Consider the following 15787-nt stretch of genomic DNA (forward strand, 5'->3'; position numbering starts at 1 on the left):
GCGGGTCAGCTCACCCGGCCCGCCGCCAGCACCACCCGGGCCAGTTCCCGGTGGACGATGTCGCTGTGGGCACCGGAGGGCGGGCCACCGTGGCAGACCACCGCGGACACGTCGACGCTCACACAGCCGGAGGCCGGCAGCCTCCCGTTCAGGGCCTCGGCGAGCGTGAACCGCGGGGTCCCGTCCACCGCCTGCACCCCGTCGTGCCCCATCGCCCCCCATCTCGGCCCCAGTACGCGGCCGATGCCGAACCCCTCGGCGGCCCCCGGAGCGCCGCCGGTCAGCGAGCGGTCGTCGCCGGCCATACGCGACGCCAGCGGATACAGCGTGCCGAGCGCCGAGTCGAAGCGGGAGTGACAGCACACCAGGGGACCGTCGATGCGGTGCTGCCGCCCGCTGAGGGCGCCCTCGGTGTGCGGGGCGTCGGGCAGCCGGGCCGCGAAGGCGTAGTGGGAGAAGGCCCCTTGGAGGAGTGTCACGGATTTCACCGTGCGCACACCCTCCGGCAGTCCGCGCAGGGCGAAGGACACCAGTCGTCCGCCGAAGCTGTGCCCGACCAGATGCACTCGCACATCCGGCGCGATCAGGGCCAGCCGTCCGAGCACCGGTCCGAGGCCGTGCTCCCCGACCGCTCCCGCGCGCCGTTTCATCGCGTAGTACGTTGCCTGCCGCAGCAGTTCGTGCGCCCCGTCCCACAGGCCCTTCGGCGTGAACGAGAACGCCGCGGTCCCCGGAGCCTCCCCCTCGCCCGACTCCACGCGCTCCAGCGCCCGCGCGAAGTCCCCGCACACCTGCGCCGTGTCCCGGGTCAGCATTCCCGGTTCGGCATCGGACGCCCGCGCCACCAGCAGGTCCGCGGCGCACGACGCCTGAGGGCCCTGCGCCCGCACCTCCACCAGCAGCCGCACCAGTCGCCCGAACTCCTCGAGCGCGGGACCGTCGTCCGGGTGCTGTTCCAGCAGCCGCGCGATCTGCTCGACCACGGTCGCGCGGCCGGGGAACACCTCCAGCAGTGCGTGCCTGCTGTTCTTGTCCAGCTGGGGCCGCGGGGGAACCGGCACGGCGGCGGCCGCCGACGGCGGGAAGTCCGGGACGGGTTCGTCCGCGAACATCATCGACGGCCAGATCACGCCCACGTATCCGAGACGTGCCTTCGGCGCGAGCGAGGGCACCGGCGCGAAGAAGCGGCCGTACAGCCGCGTCGCGCCGGAGCGCTCGTTGTTCCAGCCGTGCGCGAAGACCAGCAGGTCCCGCACCTTGCCCCGGGTCACGTCCGCGAGCAGCCGGTTCTGCTCCGGCTCGTCCACGTCCCCGTCCGCGTCGAAGGTCAGTTCCCAGTAGGGGCTCACGCCGATCACCGGTGCCGCCATGACGGGCCCCCTTGCCCCGAGGTCGAGTGCGCTGTGGGCGCATCGTCCTGCCGGCGGGGGAGGTTGGCCAGAGGCCGCGCCTCACCGGTACAAGAGATACCCCTTGCGGACCCGCCGGAACGCGGCCAGCTCGTCCTGCCAGGCGGCCACCACCTCGTCGGCCGTCGCTCCCGCGTCAATCATCGTGCGCACCCGGGTGGATCCGGTGAGCGTGTCGATCCAGTTGTCGGGCCGCCAGGCGAATCCGCTCCACACCTTCTTCGCGGTCACGAGCAGTGCGACGCCGGTGCGGACGGGGTCGTACGCGGTCCGGTCGTGGACATGGATCTGCAGCCCTCCCACGGTCTTCCCCTGGAACTTGGAGAAGGTGGGGGCGAAGTACGCCTCCCGGAAGTGCACGCCGGGCAGATCGAGTCCCTCCGCCTCGGCCGCCCACCGCCCGTCGATCCCCTCGGCGCCGAGGAGTTCGAAGGGACGGGTGCTGCCGCGCCCCTCGGACAGGTTCGTGCCCTCGAAGAGGCAGGTCCCCGAGTAGACCAGCGCGGTGTCGGGGGTCGGCATGTTCGGGCTCGGCGGCACCCAGGGCAGGCCGGAGGCGTCGAAGAAGTCCGACCGCTTCCAGCCCGTCATCAGGACGGTCTCCAGCGCGACCGGGGCGGCGAGGAACTCACCGTTGAACAGCCGCGCCAGCTCCGCCACCGTCATGCCGTGCGCCTGGGAGATCGGCTGCCGGCCGACGAACGTGGCGAACTCCTTGTGCAGGACCGGCCCCTCGGCGGACCGCCCCGTCACCGGGTTCGGCCGGTCCAGGACCACGAACCGCTTGCCGGCGAGCTGCGCCGCCTCCATGCAGTCGTACAGCGTCCAGATGTAGGTGTAGAAGCGGGCACCCGCGTCCTGGATGTCGAAGACGATCGTGTCCACTCCGGACGCGGTGAAGATGTCCGCCAGCGCCTTGCCGCTCTTGAGGTACGTGTCGTAGACGGGCAGTCCGGTCGCCGGGTCGTCGTAGCGTCCCTCCGAGCCACCCGCCTGCGCGGTGCCGCGGAAACCGTGTTCGGGTCCGAAGACCGCCACCAGGTTCACCCGGGGGTCGGCGTGCATCACGTCGACGATGTGACGCACGTCTCTGGTCACCCCGGTGGGGTTGGTGACGACACCGACCCGCCGGCCGTCCAGCGACGCGTAGCCGTCCGCCTCGAGCCGTTCGAAGCCGGTACGGATGTGCCGCCCGCCTCCGGTGGCGAGCGCGGCGGACGCGGCGGGCGCGGGGAGCGCCACGGCCGCCGCGGTCGCGGCCAGCAGTCCTCGTCTGGACAGCCTCATGCGGTGACCTCCGTGATCGACGGAATTCCCATGGTCACACAAGCTAATGCTCCATCCGGGGCCGCGGAAGGAAACGGACCGGCCGGATCCGTGACCGGGGGCATAGTCGGCGCCTCTTCCCGCATTACATACCGACTGGTTAGTCTGATGTGCGCAGAGCCGATTCGCGTCGTGTCGAAGGAGACCGATGGTGGAAGCCGTGCAGGATGCGGGAGTGGTCGTCACCGGAGCGGGAGGTGGCATCGGGGCGGCGCTGGCCCGCCGGTTCGCCGCCGAGGGCGCCCGCGTCGTCGTCAACGACCTGGACGCCGACCGGGCGAAGGCCGTCGCCGGTGAGATCGGCGGCATCGCGGTCCCGGGCGACGCATCCGCGATCGTGGCCGAGGCGCGGGACGCCCTCGGCGGCACGGTGGACGTCTACTGCGCCAACGCGGGGCTCGGCTCCGGCGGCACCGAGGCCGCGGAGGAGGAGGTGTGGGCGCAGGCCTGGGACCTCAATGTCATGGCCCATGTCCGCGCGGCCCGCGCCCTGCTGCCCGACTGGCTGGAGCGGGGCGAGGGCCGGTTCGTCTCCACCGTCTCGGCCGCGGGACTGCTCACCATGATCGGCGCCGCGCCGTACAGCGTCACCAAGCACGGTGCGTTCGCGTTCGCCGAGTGGCTCTCGCTGACCTACCGGCACCGCGGCCTCAAGGTCCACGCGATCTGTCCCCAGGGTGTCCGCACCGACATGCTGACCGCCTCGGGCAGCGCCGGTGAGCTGGTGCTCGCCCCGACCGCGATCGACCCCGATGACGTCGCCGACGCACTCTTCGAGGGCATCGAGAACAACCGGTTCCTGATCCTCCCGCACCCCGAGGTCGCCGGGTACTACCGGGCACGCGCAGCCGAGCCGGACCGTTGGCTGGCCGGTATGAACCACATCCAGCAGAAGTGGGAGGCCGCCCGATGAGCACGTCCCGATACGCCGCCAAGCCCTGGCTCGACCTGCTCGACGAGGCCCAGCGGGCACCGGTGCGCCCCGCCGACTCCCTGCTGCACGCGCTGCGCGGCGCTCCCGCCGACCGCACCGCCCTGTCCTACTTCGACGGACGCATCACCTACGCCGAACTGGACGCGCTCACCGACTCCGTCGCCGGGCACCTCGCCGCCCGGGGCCTGGAGCGCGGTGACCGGGTCGCGATCCTGCTGCAGAACTCCCCGCACTTCGTGCTCGCCCTCCTCGGCGCCTGGAAGGCGGGCGCGATCGTCGTGCCCGTCAATCCGATGTACAAGTCGGGCGAGGTCACCCATGTCCTGAAGGACTCCGAGGCGGTCGCCCTGGTGTGCTCGGACCGCGCCTGGGAGTCGTATCTGCGCGAGACGGCCGTCGGCTCGTCCGTCCGGATCGTGCTCACCGCCTGCGAGCTGGATCTGCAGACCCGCGGCGACGCGCGTGTGCTGACCTTCGAGCGGCTGGAGCCGGCCGCCGACGCCGACGACCTGGTCACCGTCGCGAGGCAGGGCGCGAAGGCTCCGCAGGACCGCGCCCCGGGTCCGTCCGACATCGCACTGATCAGCTACACCTCGGGCACCAGCGGCACCCCCAAGGGCGCCACCAACACGCACGGCAACATCATGTACAACGCCGAGCGGCAGCGGACGGGCCTGGGGCTGCCCGAGGCGCCGGTCTACTTCGCGCTGGCACCCTTGTTCCACATCACCGGCATGGTCTGCGAACTGGTCGCCTGTCTCACCAGCGGGGGCACGCTCGTACTCGCCTACCGGTTCGATCCGGGCGTCGTCCTGGACGCGTTCGCGGAGCACCGGCCCCAGTACACCGTCGGCCCCTCGACCGCCTTCATGGCACTGGCCGCCCACCCGGCCGTGACGCCGGACCACTTCTCCTCCTTCCAGGTCATCTCCTCGGGCGGGGCCCCGCTGCCGCCGGCGCTGGTGGAGAAGTTCCGCGCCGGCTTCGGGCCGTACATCCGCAACGGCTACGGCCTCACCGAGTGCACGGCCCCCTGCGCCTCCGTACCGCCCGGCCGGGAGGCACCCGTGGACCCGGTCTCCGGGACGCTGGCCGTGGGCGTGCCCGGTCCCGACACGGTCGTGCGCATCCTCGACGACCGGGGAGCGGAGTTGCCGTTCGGCGAGCAGGGCGAGATCGTCGTACGAGGGCCGCAGGTCGTGCCCGGTTACTGGCGGCGCGCCGAAGCCACCGCCGAGACGTTCCCGGAGGGCGAGCTGCGCACCGGCGACATCGGATTCATGGACGAGCAGGGCTGGCTGTACGTCGTCGACCGCAAGAAGGACATGATCAACGCCTCCGGCTTCAAGGTGTGGCCGCGCGAGGTGGAGGACGTCCTCTACACGCATCCGGCGGTGCGCGAGGCGGCCGTCGTCGGGGTGCCGGACGGGTACCGCGGCGAGACCGTCAAGGCTTACATCAGCCTCAGGCCGGGCTCCGAGGCGGACCCGGATGCGCTCGCGGCGTACTGCAAGGAGAGACTGGCCGCTTACAAATATCCGCGTCAGGTCGAGATCCTGCCCGAGCTGCCGAAGACGGCGACCGGGAAGATCCTCCGTCGGGAACTTCGTTCCCGCCAGTGAACGAACCGGCGGACATCACGGAAAGGCAGGTGGCCGCAGTGCCCAGAACGACGGACGGCGACGGCACCCCCGTCCCACAGCGGCTCCTGGCCGCCGCCACCCGGCTTTTCGCCGGCCAGGGGTACGACCGCACGTCCGTGCAGGAGATCGTCGAGGCGGCCGGTGTCACCAAGGGGGCCCTGTACCACTACTTCGGGTCCAAGGACGATCTGCTGCACGAGGTGTACGCACGTGTGCTGCGCGTCCAGCAGGAGCGCCTGGACGCCTTCGCGGACGCCGACGAGCCGGTCGAGAAGCGCCTTCGGGACGCCGCCGCCGACGTCGTCGTCACCACGATCGAGAACCTCGACGACGCGATGATCTTCTTCCGGTCCATGCACCATCTGAGCCCGGAGAAGAACAAGCAGGTGCGCGCCGAGCGGCGGCGCTACCACGAGCGCTTCCGTGCGCTGATCGAGGAGGGCCAGAAAGAGGGCGTGTTCTCCGACGCCACGCCCGCCGACCTGGTCGTCGACTACCACTTCGGCTCGGTGCACCATCTGTCGACGTGGTACCGGCCGAACGGCCCGCTCAGCCCCCAGCAGGTCGCCGACCATCTGGCGGATCTGCTGCTGAGGGCGCTGCGGCCGTAGCCGACGGGCGCACATGGCTGAGGGCGGACGCGCGGCGTCCGCCCTCACCCGTGTGTCACAGGTACTTCTTCAGCTCCCGGCGCGCCAGCGATCGCTGGTGCACCTCGTCCGGGCCGTCCGCGATCATCAGGGTGCGCGCGCCCGCGTACAGCTCGGCCAGCGGGAAGTCCTGGCTCACGCCGCCCGCGCCGTGCAGCTGTATCGCCTTGTCGATGATGCCGACGACGGTGCGCGGGGTGGCGATCTTGATGGCCTGGATCTCGGTGTGGGCGCCCCTGTTGCCGACCGTGTCCATCATCCAGGCCGTCTTCAGGACGAGCAGCCGCATCTGCTCGACGGCCACGCGCGCGTCCGCGATCCAGTTGTGCACCACGCCCTGCTGGGCCAGCGCCTTGCCGAACGCCGCGCGGGAGACGGCACGCCTGCACATCAGCTCGATCGCCCGCTCGGCCATGCCGATCAGCCGCATGCAGTGGTGGATACGGCCCGGACCGAGGCGGGCCTGGGCGATGGCGAAGCCGCCGCCCTCCTCGCCGATCAGGTTCGACACCGGCACACGCGCGTGGTCGAAGACGACTTCTGCGTGCCCGCCGTGGTAATGGTCCTCGTAGCCGAAGACCTGCATCGCCCGCTTGACCGTGACGCCCGGGGTGTCGCGCGGGACCAGCACCATGGACTGCTGACGGCGGATGTCGGGTCCGTCGGGGTTCGTCTTGCCCATCACGATGAAGATCCTGCAGTCCGGGTTCATCGCCCCGGAGATGTACCACTTGCGGCCCGTGATGACGTACTCGTCGCCGTCCCGCTCGATGTGGGTGGTGATGTTGGTGGCGTCCGAGGAGGCCACCTCGGGCTCGGTCATCGCGAACGCCGAGCGGATCTCACCGGCGAGGAGCGGCTCGAGCCACTGCTTCTTCTGCCGCTCGTCGGCGAACTGCGCGAGCACCTCCATGTTGCCCGTGTCGGGCGCCGCGCAGTTCAGCGCGGTCGGCGCCAGCTGCGGGGAGCGGCCGGTGATCTCGGCGAGCGGCGCGTACTGGAGGTTGGTGAGCCCGGCACCGTACTCGGAGTCGGGCAGGAACAGGTTCCACAGCCCCTGCCTGCGGGCCTCCGCCTTGAGCTCCTCCACGATCGCGGGGGTGTCCCACGGCGAGGCCAGCCGCTCGCGCTGCTCGTGGGCGACGGTCTCCGCCGGGTAGACGTACTCGTCCATGAAGGCGAGCAGTTTGGCCCTCAGCTCCTCGGTGCGGGCGTCGAATGCGAAGTCCATGGCGTATCAGCCTTCCTGAAGGGTGGTCAGGCCGTGCTCGATGAAGACGGGCACCAGGGCGCCGATGCGGTCGAAGCCCGGCCCGACCGTCCGGCCGAGGGTGTAGCGGTAGTGGATGCCCTCGAGGATCACGGCGAGCTTGAACCAGGCGAACGCGGTGTACCAGGAGACGGCGGCCAGGTCCCGCCCCGAGAGCCGGGCGTACCGCTCGATCAGCTCCGCCGGCTCGGGATGGCCGGCGGCCTCGGCGGTGGTGGAGACGGGGGAGTGGGGCGTGCCGAGCGGCACGCTGTACATCACCAGCAGGCCCACGTCGGTCAGCGGGTCGCCGAGCGTGGACATCTCCCAGTCCAGGATGGCGGTGATCCGGTCGTCGTCGCCGAGCAGCACGTTGTCCAGGCGGTAGTCGCCGTGGATCACCGTGGCCGCGGGGGAGTCGGGCAGTTCGCGGCCGAGTGCCGCGTGCAGCTCGTCGATGCCCGGCAGCTCGCGGTTGCGGGAGGCGTCCAGCTGCTTCCCCCAGCGCCGCAGCTGACGGTCCAGGAACCCCTCCGGGCGGCCGAAGTCCGCGAGGCCCACCCCGGCCGGGTCCACGGCGTGCAGCTCGACGAGCGTGTCCACCAGGCCCAGCACCGCCTCCCGGGTGCGCTGCGGGCCGATCGGCTCCAGTTGCCCCGCGGTGCGGTACGGGGTGCCCTCGACGAAGTCCATCACGTAGAAGGGGGCGCCCAGTACCGACTCGTCCTCGCACAGCAGGACGGTGCGGGGCACCGGCACGGCGGTCGGGTGCAGGGCGCTGATCACCCGGTGCTCGCGCTTCATGTCGTGCGCCGTGGCCAGGACGTGCCCGAGCGGGGGGCGCCGTACGACCCACCGGGAGGTACCGTCCGAGACGGCATAGGTGAGGTTCGACCGCCCGCCCTCGATCAGCCGCCCCGTCAGCGGGCCGGTGACCAGTCCCGGCCGCTCGGCGTCGAGCAGGCCGCTCAACCGGTCGAGATCGAGACCCGGCGGGTGGTCTGGGCTCATCGTTGCTCCTCCATGCGCGGTGAACAGGACCTGAATCATGATGCCGACCGGTCGGTATGTCGTCCAGTGCGCGGAGCGAACGTGATCGGCGCCACGGTGTCATGGTGGCGCCGGAGGGTTCCCGCTGTCACGGCCGCCCACCGCTGCCGCGGCGGGTGCGCGGCGGGCCGGGGTCAGTGGTCGTCCCAGTGCCCCTCGTGCCCGGCGTGCCGGTGTCCGTCGTGCAGGTAGTCGACGTGGTCGCCGTGCTGGACCGGGCGATGGCCGCAGCCCTCGCCGTGCCGGTGCTCGTGGTCGCCGGCGTGGGTGACATGGCCGCCCGGCTCGCACTCGTCCCAGTGGCCGCCGTGCTCGCGGTGCAGATGGCCGTCGTGCGCGTAGTCGACGTGGTCCCCGTGCGGTACGGCCTCGTGGCCGCAGGCCGGGCCGTGGCTGTGATCGTGTCCGGAGTGTTCCCGGTGGAGGGTGTTCATGATGCTCGCCTTCGCAGGGTGTTGTGCGGTGACGGCTCAGGCTAACGGTACAAAGTGGTGCATTTCCGTCTCATTCGAGGCGTGTGCGTCCAGGTGCCCCGAGCGCGTCAGAACAGCAGTGCCAGTGCGCACACGGCGAGGGCGATCGTGCAGAGGGTCGCGCCGGCGGCGTGGCGCGCCGTGAGACGGGGCGGCCGACCCGGGGCGGCCGTCGCCAGGGCGTGAATGCGCAGGTGGGCGAGGGCCAGAAAACCGAGCCAGAGCAGACTGCTGACGGCGACGGCGGTGAGGCCGACCCCCTTTCCGGTGTGCAGTGCCGCCTTCGCGGCCAGCACGGCGGCCACGGTGCCCGACAGGGTGGTGCGCCGCCAGGCGAGCCGGGTCCGCTCCGGCTGGAGGCCCGGGTCGCGGTCCCCGGCCGGGGCACTCATCCTTCCCAGCCGACGAGGACGACCACGACCATCACCACGGCGACCACGGCGATCACGATGCTCAGCAGCGCCGGGAAACGGGACGTGGGAAGGTCCTCGCCACGCCGCATCGCCCGCTCACAGCGCACCCAGTGGTTGATGGCGCGCAGTGAGCACAGGACCCCCGCGCCCAGCAGCGCGAGGGCGAGCCCGACGCGCCAGGCCCAGCGCAGATCCGGCAGGAACTGGTCCACGGCGAAGCCGCCGCCGATGAGCGCCAGGGCGGTGCGCAACCAGGCGAGAAAGGTGCGCTCGTTGGCCAGCGAGAATCGATAGTCGGGCGTACGGCCTTCCTCCCGGACCTCCTGAGGTGCGAACCACAGCCGGACGTTCCGTACGAATTCGCTCACGTGGAGGACCCTACCGGGCCGTGCGCGGACCTCGCGCGGGGCCCGGAGGCGGGACGGCGGATCAGTCCCCGGTGCTCCGGTGCGCCTTGAGCCGTCGGTAGGCGGCGAGCCCGTCCGGGACCCACTCCCAGTCGGACAGGCGGCGCTCCACCTCGTCCTCGGGGAGGAAGGCGTGCCAGGCGACCTCCTCGGCCTGCGGGCTGACGGGCAGGTCGCAGCGGACCCGGTAGACCGACGACCACCAGGACCGGCCGGCGCCGCCGTCGTACAGGAACTTCAGGACCGGTTCGGGCCGGGGCAGACCGCTGACGCCGAGTTCCTCCTCCGCCTCGCGCAGGGCGGCGTCGTCGTAGCTCTCCCCGGCGCCGACGACCCCGCCGACGAACATGTCGTACAGGGACGGGAAGACCAGCTTGGTGGGGGTGCGGCGGTGCACGAACAGGCGGCCCTCGACGTCCCGGGCCTGGATGAACACGCACCGATGACGCAGTCCGCGCGCATACGCCTCCCCGCGCGGCGACTGCCCGATGACCCGGTCGTTCTCGTCCACGATGTCGAGGAGTTCGTCAGCGGCACTCATGGGCCCATCCAAGCAGCCCGCGTCCTGTCGGGGGCCGTCGGCCGCCGGCCGCGGGTCGCGGGACCTGTGCCCGCCCGTTCACCGCGGCTGCAGGTCCTTCTCCCGCTCCGGCTCTCCGAGACCCCGCGGCAGGGCCGGGTGAAGGCCGAGCAGCACGATGCCGAAGACGATCGCCCCGAGTCCGGCCGCCTCCCAGGCCAGTGCCCCCGTGTCGGTGTGCAGCCGGTCCCCGAGGAAGCCCACCCCGCACAGGATCCCGGCCAGCGGCTGAGCGGCGGTGAGCGCCGGCAGCGACATCCGCAGCGGCGCCGTCTCGAACGCGCTCTGCACCAGGATCAGCCCCGTCACCCCGAGCACCAGCACGCCGTAGGGCTGCCAGCCCGTGATGAACTCGGTCCAGCCGCCCTCGGTGAGCCGCTGCCCGCTGACCCGGGTGAGCGCGTCCTGCACCCCGTAGAGCAGTCCGGCCGCGAGTCCCAGCAGTACGGGCCCGATGATCAGCCGCGACTTCTTCGCATACGTCGTCAGGACGAGCGCGACGCCCACCACCACACCGATGATCAGCCAGTGCCGCACAGGATCCGTGACCGCGTTGCCGGCCTGGGGCTGACCGGCCACGATGAACGCGGAGACACCGCCGGCCAGCAGCAGAAGGCCGGACCAGCCCTGGCGGCCGAGGGGCTGCTTGGTCTGCCGTCGGGACTCCGCGAGGGCGAACAGCAGGTTCGTGGCCACCAGCGGCTCGACCAGGGAGATCTCCCCGTGGGCCAGTGCGACGGCGCTGAGGATCATGCCGGCCACCATCAGGCCGATGCCGCCGAGCCAGCGCGGCATCTTCATCAGGTCCAGCAGCAGCCGCGGCGAGAGGAAGTCGCTCAACGGCGCCTGCTGGGCGGCGCTCTGCTGCAGCACGAACCCGGTGCCCAGGCAGAATGCGGCGCTCACGGCGAGAGCCAGAACCAGTACCGACACGCTTTACCTCGATGATTCGGCGGAGTCACGGGAGGCGTATCACGCCGACTGTAGCGCTCGTCGCTGTGCCCTGCCCGCGCTTGGCCACTTCTCCTCGTCGGGCCCCGTCCGCGAAGCCGCCGGTCGGGGCGGCACCGGGTACCCGTCGTCAGCCGGTTGACTCGCTCACCCATCTGGCCAAGGATCTGGCCCGTCAGCAACAACGTACCGACCGGTAGTCACCGTGAGAGGACGGGCGCATGGCCTACGACGCTGATGTCATCGTGATCGGGGCAGGCCTCGCCGGGTTCGCGGCCACCGCGGAACTGGTGGACGCCGGCCGGAAGGTGATCCTCCTCGACCAGGAGCCGGAGCAGTCGATGGGCGGCCAGGCGTTCTGGTCGTTCGGCGGTCTCTTCTTCGTCGACTCCCCGGAGCAGCGCCGCCTGAGGATCAGGGACAGCCACGCCCTCGCCCTCCAGGACTGGATGGGCACGGCCGCCTTCGACCGCCCCGAGGACCACTGGCCGCGCAAGTGGGCGGAGGCGTACGTCGACTTCGCGGCCGGTGAGAAGCGGGCCTGGCTGCACGGCCAGGGCATGCGCTTCTTCCCGGTCGTCGGCTGGGCCGAACGCGGCGGCTACGACGCCACCGGGCACGGCAACTCCGTGCCCCGCTTCCACATCACCTGGGGGACCGGACCGGGTGTGATCGAACCCTTCGTGCGGCGGGTACGGGCGGGGGTCGCGCGCGGACTGGTCGAACTGAAGTTCCGGCACCGGGTCACCGGCCTCGCGCGCAGTGCCGGTGACGTCGACACCGTCACCGGCGAGGTCCTGGAGCCGTCGGGGGTGGAGCGGGGCAAGGCCAGCAGCCGCACCGTCACCGGCGCCTTCGAGTACCGCGCCCAGGCGGTGATCGTCACCAGTGGCGGCATCGGCGGCAATCACGAGCTGGTGCGCGCCAACTGGCCGGAGCGTCTCGGCACCCCGCCGGAGCGCATGGTCTCCGGTGTGCCCGCACATGTCGACGGGAAGCTGCTCGGGATCGCCGAGAAGGCCGGTGCCCGGCTGATCAACCGCGACCGCATGTGGCACTACACCGAGGGCCTGCACAACTGGAGTCCCGTCTGGGAGAACCACGGGATCCGCATCCTGCCGGGTCCCTCCTCCCTCTGGCTCGACGCCCGCGGCCGGCGTCTGCCGGTACCGCTCTTCCCCGGTTTCGACACCCTCGGCACGCTCGAGCACATCATGACGACCGGGTACGACTACACGTGGTTCGTGCTCGACCAGAAGATCATCGGCAAGGAGTTCGCGCTCTCCGGCTCCGAGCAGAACCCCGACCTCACCGGCAAGTCGGTCAGGGACGTGATCGGGCGGGCCCGCGCGGACGTGCCGGGGCCGGTCAAGGCGTTCATGGACAACGGCGCCGACTTCGTCGTCGAGAAGGACCTGGGGGCACTGGTGCGCGGCATGAACGCGCTCTCCGGGGAGCCGCTCATCGACGAGAACGCACTGCGCCGCGAGATCGTCGCGCGCGACCGGGAGATCGTGAACCCCTTCACCAAGGACCTCCAGGTGACGGCGATACGCGGCGCCCGCAGGTTCATCGGCGACCGGCTGATCCGTACGGCCGCGCCGCACCGCATCCTCGATCCCAAGGCCGGCCCGCTGATCGCGGTGCGTCTGAACATCCTGACCCGCAAGACGCTCGGCGGGCTGGAGACCGACCTCTCCTCGCGGGTGCTGACCGAGGGCGGTGATCCGCTGGCGGGTGTGTACGCGGCCGGGGAGGCGGCGGGCTTCGGTGGCGGCGGGGTGCACGGTTACCGCTCCCTCGAGGGCACGTTCCTCGGCGGCTGCCTGTTCTCGGGCCGTACCGCAGGCCGGGCGGCGGCCAAGGCGGTCGGATAGCGGGCGGCCTTCGCGGCGAGACCGGAGGCGGCGCCCGGCGTGGTGCCGCCCCCGCACTTGCCGGGCCGTCAACCCGCGTAACCTTTCGGTCAGTTGGTGTCGGGATCGGTGCCGGTTCGCCCTTGACGCAAACCATTGACGCGGGGTTTACTGCGCGTGATTGAGCCTTGACGAGCCGCGTTCTGTGAGGAATTCCCGCGGTGCCACCCCCACCTCCACCGTCGTTCGGCCGCGGCCGGAAGCGCGCCGCCCATGCCTTCGACGCCGCGCTCGACGACACCGAGCTCGTCACCGCGCGGGCCTCCCTCGCGCGGGGGCGATGGGCCGCGGTCCGCTCCCTGCTCGCCGTCACCGGCGACGACTGGGACCGCCGCGGCCATCGCGTCACCGTGCTCGCCCAGGAGCCCACGGCCCTCGGCTGGGCGCGCGAGTGGCAACTCGCCGAACCGGACTCGTCCTGCGCGTCCGCCCTCGCCGCCCATGCCCTGGTGTACCGGGCGCTGGACGGCAGGGAACGCCCCGACGCCGCACGCGAGGCCTGTCTGGCGGCGGTCGCGCTGGCCCCGGAGGACCCCACGCCCTGGCTCGGACGGCTGATCCTCGAGCGTTCGCTCGGCACCGAGGACGAGGTGGTCCGCCTCTTCGACGAGGTCCGCGCGCGCTACCCGGACCATCATCACGCGCACCATCTGATGATCGCCCGGCTCGCCGAGCGCCGGGCCGACGCCGGTCAGGACCCGCTGCACGAGGTGTACGACTTCGCCAACTGGGCCGCCGAACAGGCCCCCGCCGACTCGCCGCTCGCCATCCTCCCGGTCGTCGCGCACGCCGAGCGGTACCGCGTGCTCGCCGCCGCAGGCATCGAGTCCGCCGATCCCGCCGCCTCGGGGCACTGGGTGGGGCGGCGGGCCCGGCAGGTGATGAAGGCCGCGTTCGACTGGTGGCTGGAGTGGGAGCGCGAGGATCACCCGCGTCGCCATGTCGACCTCAACTTCCTGGCCCACGCCAAGTACTGCGAGGGACGGGGCGCCGAGGCCGCGGCCCTCTTCCACCGCATCGGACCGTATGCGACCCCCGCGCCGTGGTCGTACCCGGACCGCGACCCGTACCCGGCCTTCCGTACCGCATGCGCATGGGCGCTCGGTGCGGTGTGACGGCCCCCGCCGGAACGATCCGAAAGTCCCGCTCACCCGACCCGAAAGGACAACCGCGAGATGACGACCGGCAGTTCGAGCACGAGCAGACCGGCCGCCGCCGACGGCGGCGCCATCAGCACCTTCAAGGGGCAGGAGCGCGCGCTGCGTGCCGACCGGCTCGGCACGGCGGGACTGCTGCTGTCGGTGCTGGCGGCGACCGCGCCCCTCATGGTGGTCGCGGGTGTCATGCCCACCACATTCGGCGTGATGGGCATCGTCGGCCTGCCGCTGCTCTTCGTGATCCTCGGAGTGGTGCTGGCACTGTTCTCCTTCGGCTACGCGGAGATGAGCCGTCACGTCCACAACGCGGGCGCCTTCTACGCCTACATCTCCCGCGGTCTCGGCGGCACGGCCGGCGCGGCCGCGGCGGCGGTCGCCCTCGTCGCCTACAGCACCCTGCAGTTCGGGATCTACGGCATCTTCGGCTTCGAGGTCTCCGGGCTGTTCGGCACCTATCTGGATGTCCAGGTCGCCTGGTGGATACCGGCGCTGGCCGCCGTTCTCGTCGTCGGTGCGCTGGGCCTGCTGAAGATCGACGTCAACGCGCGTGTGCTCGGCGTGCTGCTGCTGATCGAGGTCGCACTCGTCGTCATCTTCGACGTGGCGGCCGTGGGCGACCCCGCCAAGGAAGGCCTGTCGCTGCATGCCTTCAACCCGGACACGCTCACCGGCGCCGGCGTCGGTACCGCGCTGTGTTTCTGCATCGCCGCCTTCACCGGCTTCGAGCAGGCGCCCGTCTACGCCGAGGAGACCAGCCGCCCGCACGTCCTGGTGCCCCGAGTGATGTTCCTCGCGATCGGCTTCGTCTCCGTCTTCTTCGCCGTCAGCTCCTGGGCGCTGACGATCGCCGCGGGGCCCTCCGCGATCGTCCCGGCCGCACAGAAGCAGAGCGCCGGACTGCTGTTCTGGCTGACCGAGTCCCGCCTCGGCCACTCCTTCACCGATGTGCTGCACGTGCTGTTCGTGACCGGCATGTTCGCCGCGCTGCTCAGCTTCCACAACGTCGTCGCCCGGTACGCCTTCGCCATGGGCCGCGAGAGCCTGCTGCCGGCCGTCTTCGGGCGTACGACGGGCACGAGCGGGGCCCCGGGCACAGGGTCTCTGCTGCAGAGCGTGGTGTCCGCGGTGGCCGTGATCGCCTTCGCCGTGGCCGACGACAAGCCGACCGGCGATCCGACCGCGCCGGTGCTGCGCCTGTTCACCTGGTTCGGCAGTGTCGGCGCGCTCGGTGTCACCCTGCTGATGGTGGGAGCCTCCGCCTCGGTGATCGTCTTCTTCGCGCGCCGCGGATCCGCGAGCGCCCAGGCCTGGCGGCTCGTCACCTCGGCGGTGGCCGGTCTGGCGCTGCTGGTGATCGTCGGCTACACGGTCAAGGACTTCGACGTCCTGGTCGGCAGCGGTCCGGACTCCGTGCTCGCCTGGCTGCTCCCGTCGATCATCGGCGTGGCCCTGGTGGTCGGCCTCGTCCAGGGCCTGCTCATGCGCTCCCGCAGACCGCAGGCGCACGCCCGCATCGGCCTCGGCAACGAGGCGTTCCAGCTGGACAAGGCGGCGGAGTCGGCGAACTGACCCGGACACGGGCGACAACCCGGTTCATGAGAAGCGGGTAAGAAGAGATGACGGAATTCT

At 71.4% G+C, this 15787-nt stretch carries 15 protein-coding genes; 6 read left to right on the forward strand and 9 right to left on the reverse strand.

The features are described from left to right. Positions 1–5: 5 nt before the first annotated feature. Positions 6–1370, reverse strand: a complete 1365-nt coding sequence (locus tag RCR19_RS29420) for a serine-threonine protein kinase (RefSeq protein ID WP_331267874.1) — start codon at positions 1368–1370, stop codon at positions 6–8. Positions 1371–1451: 81 nt separating this feature from the next. Continuing rightward, complete coding sequence (locus RCR19_RS29425; protein WP_331267875.1) at positions 1452–2696, reverse strand: DUF1343 domain-containing protein; 1245 nt, start codon at positions 2694–2696, stop codon at positions 1452–1454. A 187-nt stretch (positions 2697–2883) separates the two neighbouring features. Between RCR19_RS29425 and RCR19_RS29430 the strand changes: the two genes are divergently transcribed. From RCR19_RS29430 to RCR19_RS29440, 3 genes are read left to right on the forward strand one after another with little or no spacing between them, the layout of a single operon-like run. After that, on the forward strand, positions 2884–3648 hold the full coding sequence (locus RCR19_RS29430; protein WP_331267876.1) for an SDR family oxidoreductase: 765 nt from the start codon (positions 2884–2886) through the stop codon (positions 3646–3648). Continuing rightward, a complete protein-coding gene (locus RCR19_RS29435; protein WP_331267877.1) occupies positions 3645–5291 on the forward strand; it encodes an AMP-binding protein in 1647 nt (548 codons plus the stop codon). Before RCR19_RS29430 ends, RCR19_RS29435 begins: the two co-directional genes overlap by 4 nt. 38 nt (positions 5292–5329) lie before the next feature. Further along, positions 5330–5923 (forward strand): TetR/AcrR family transcriptional regulator, encoded by a 594-nt coding sequence (locus tag RCR19_RS29440; protein ID WP_220294685.1) that lies wholly within the window; start codon positions 5330–5332, stop codon positions 5921–5923. A 55-nt stretch (positions 5924–5978) separates the two neighbouring features. Here the strand turns inward: RCR19_RS29440 and RCR19_RS29445 are convergent, their stop codons facing one another. The 7 genes from RCR19_RS29445 to RCR19_RS29475 all read right to left on the reverse strand — a co-directional run bounded on the left by RCR19_RS29445 (position 5979) and on the right by RCR19_RS29475 (position 11067). Next, positions 5979–7193 carry an acyl-CoA dehydrogenase family protein gene (locus RCR19_RS29445; protein ID WP_331267878.1) on the reverse strand — a complete coding sequence of 405 codons (1215 nt, stop codon included), beginning with the start codon at positions 7191–7193 and terminating at the stop codon, positions 5979–5981. Between the two features lie 6 nt (positions 7194–7199). Beyond that, positions 7200–8222, reverse strand: coding sequence for a phosphotransferase family protein (locus RCR19_RS29450; protein ID WP_331267879.1), 1023 nt, complete (start codon positions 8220–8222; stop codon positions 7200–7202). Between the two features lie 173 nt (positions 8223–8395). Next, positions 8396–8695 (reverse strand): hypothetical protein, encoded by a 300-nt coding sequence (locus RCR19_RS29455; protein WP_331267880.1) that lies wholly within the window; start codon positions 8693–8695, stop codon positions 8396–8398. A gap of 107 nt (positions 8696–8802) precedes the next feature. Next, a complete protein-coding gene (locus RCR19_RS29460; RefSeq protein WP_331267881.1) occupies positions 8803–9126 on the reverse strand; it encodes a DUF202 domain-containing protein in 324 nt (107 codons plus the stop codon). After that, positions 9123–9515 carry a DUF202 domain-containing protein gene (locus tag RCR19_RS29465; RefSeq protein ID WP_331267882.1) on the reverse strand — a complete coding sequence of 131 codons (393 nt, stop codon included), beginning with the start codon at positions 9513–9515 and terminating at the stop codon, positions 9123–9125. The genes RCR19_RS29460 and RCR19_RS29465 overlap by 4 nt, the downstream gene beginning before the upstream one ends. A gap of 61 nt (positions 9516–9576) precedes the next feature. Then, positions 9577–10095: an NUDIX domain-containing protein gene (locus RCR19_RS29470; protein WP_331267883.1), complete on the reverse strand. Its 519-nt coding sequence runs from the start codon at positions 10093–10095 to the stop codon at positions 9577–9579. Positions 10096–10173: 78 nt separating this feature from the next. Next, positions 10174–11067 carry a DMT family transporter gene (locus RCR19_RS29475; RefSeq protein ID WP_331267884.1) on the reverse strand — a complete coding sequence of 298 codons (894 nt, stop codon included), beginning with the start codon at positions 11065–11067 and terminating at the stop codon, positions 10174–10176. 239 nt (positions 11068–11306) lie between these two features. Between RCR19_RS29475 and RCR19_RS29480 the strand changes: the two genes are divergently transcribed. The 3 genes from RCR19_RS29480 to RCR19_RS29490 all read left to right on the forward strand — a co-directional run bounded on the left by RCR19_RS29480 (position 11307) and on the right by RCR19_RS29490 (position 15727). Continuing rightward, on the forward strand, positions 11307–12962 hold the full coding sequence (locus RCR19_RS29480; protein ID WP_331267885.1) for an FAD-binding dehydrogenase: 1656 nt from the start codon (positions 11307–11309) through the stop codon (positions 12960–12962). Between the two features lie 200 nt (positions 12963–13162). After that, entirely contained in the window at positions 13163–14116 is a 954-nt protein-coding gene (locus RCR19_RS29485; RefSeq protein ID WP_331267886.1) for a hypothetical protein, read from the forward strand. A 60-nt stretch (positions 14117–14176) separates the two neighbouring features. Continuing rightward, on the forward strand, positions 14177–15727 hold the full coding sequence (locus RCR19_RS29490) for an APC family permease (RefSeq protein WP_331267887.1): 1551 nt from the start codon (positions 14177–14179) through the stop codon (positions 15725–15727). The last annotated feature ends 60 nt before the right edge of the window (positions 15728–15787 follow it).

It is taken from the genome of Streptomyces sp. WAC07094 (assembly GCF_036320405.1).
GTDB lineage: Bacteria > Actinomycetota > Actinomycetes > Streptomycetales > Streptomycetaceae > Streptomyces > Streptomyces lannensis.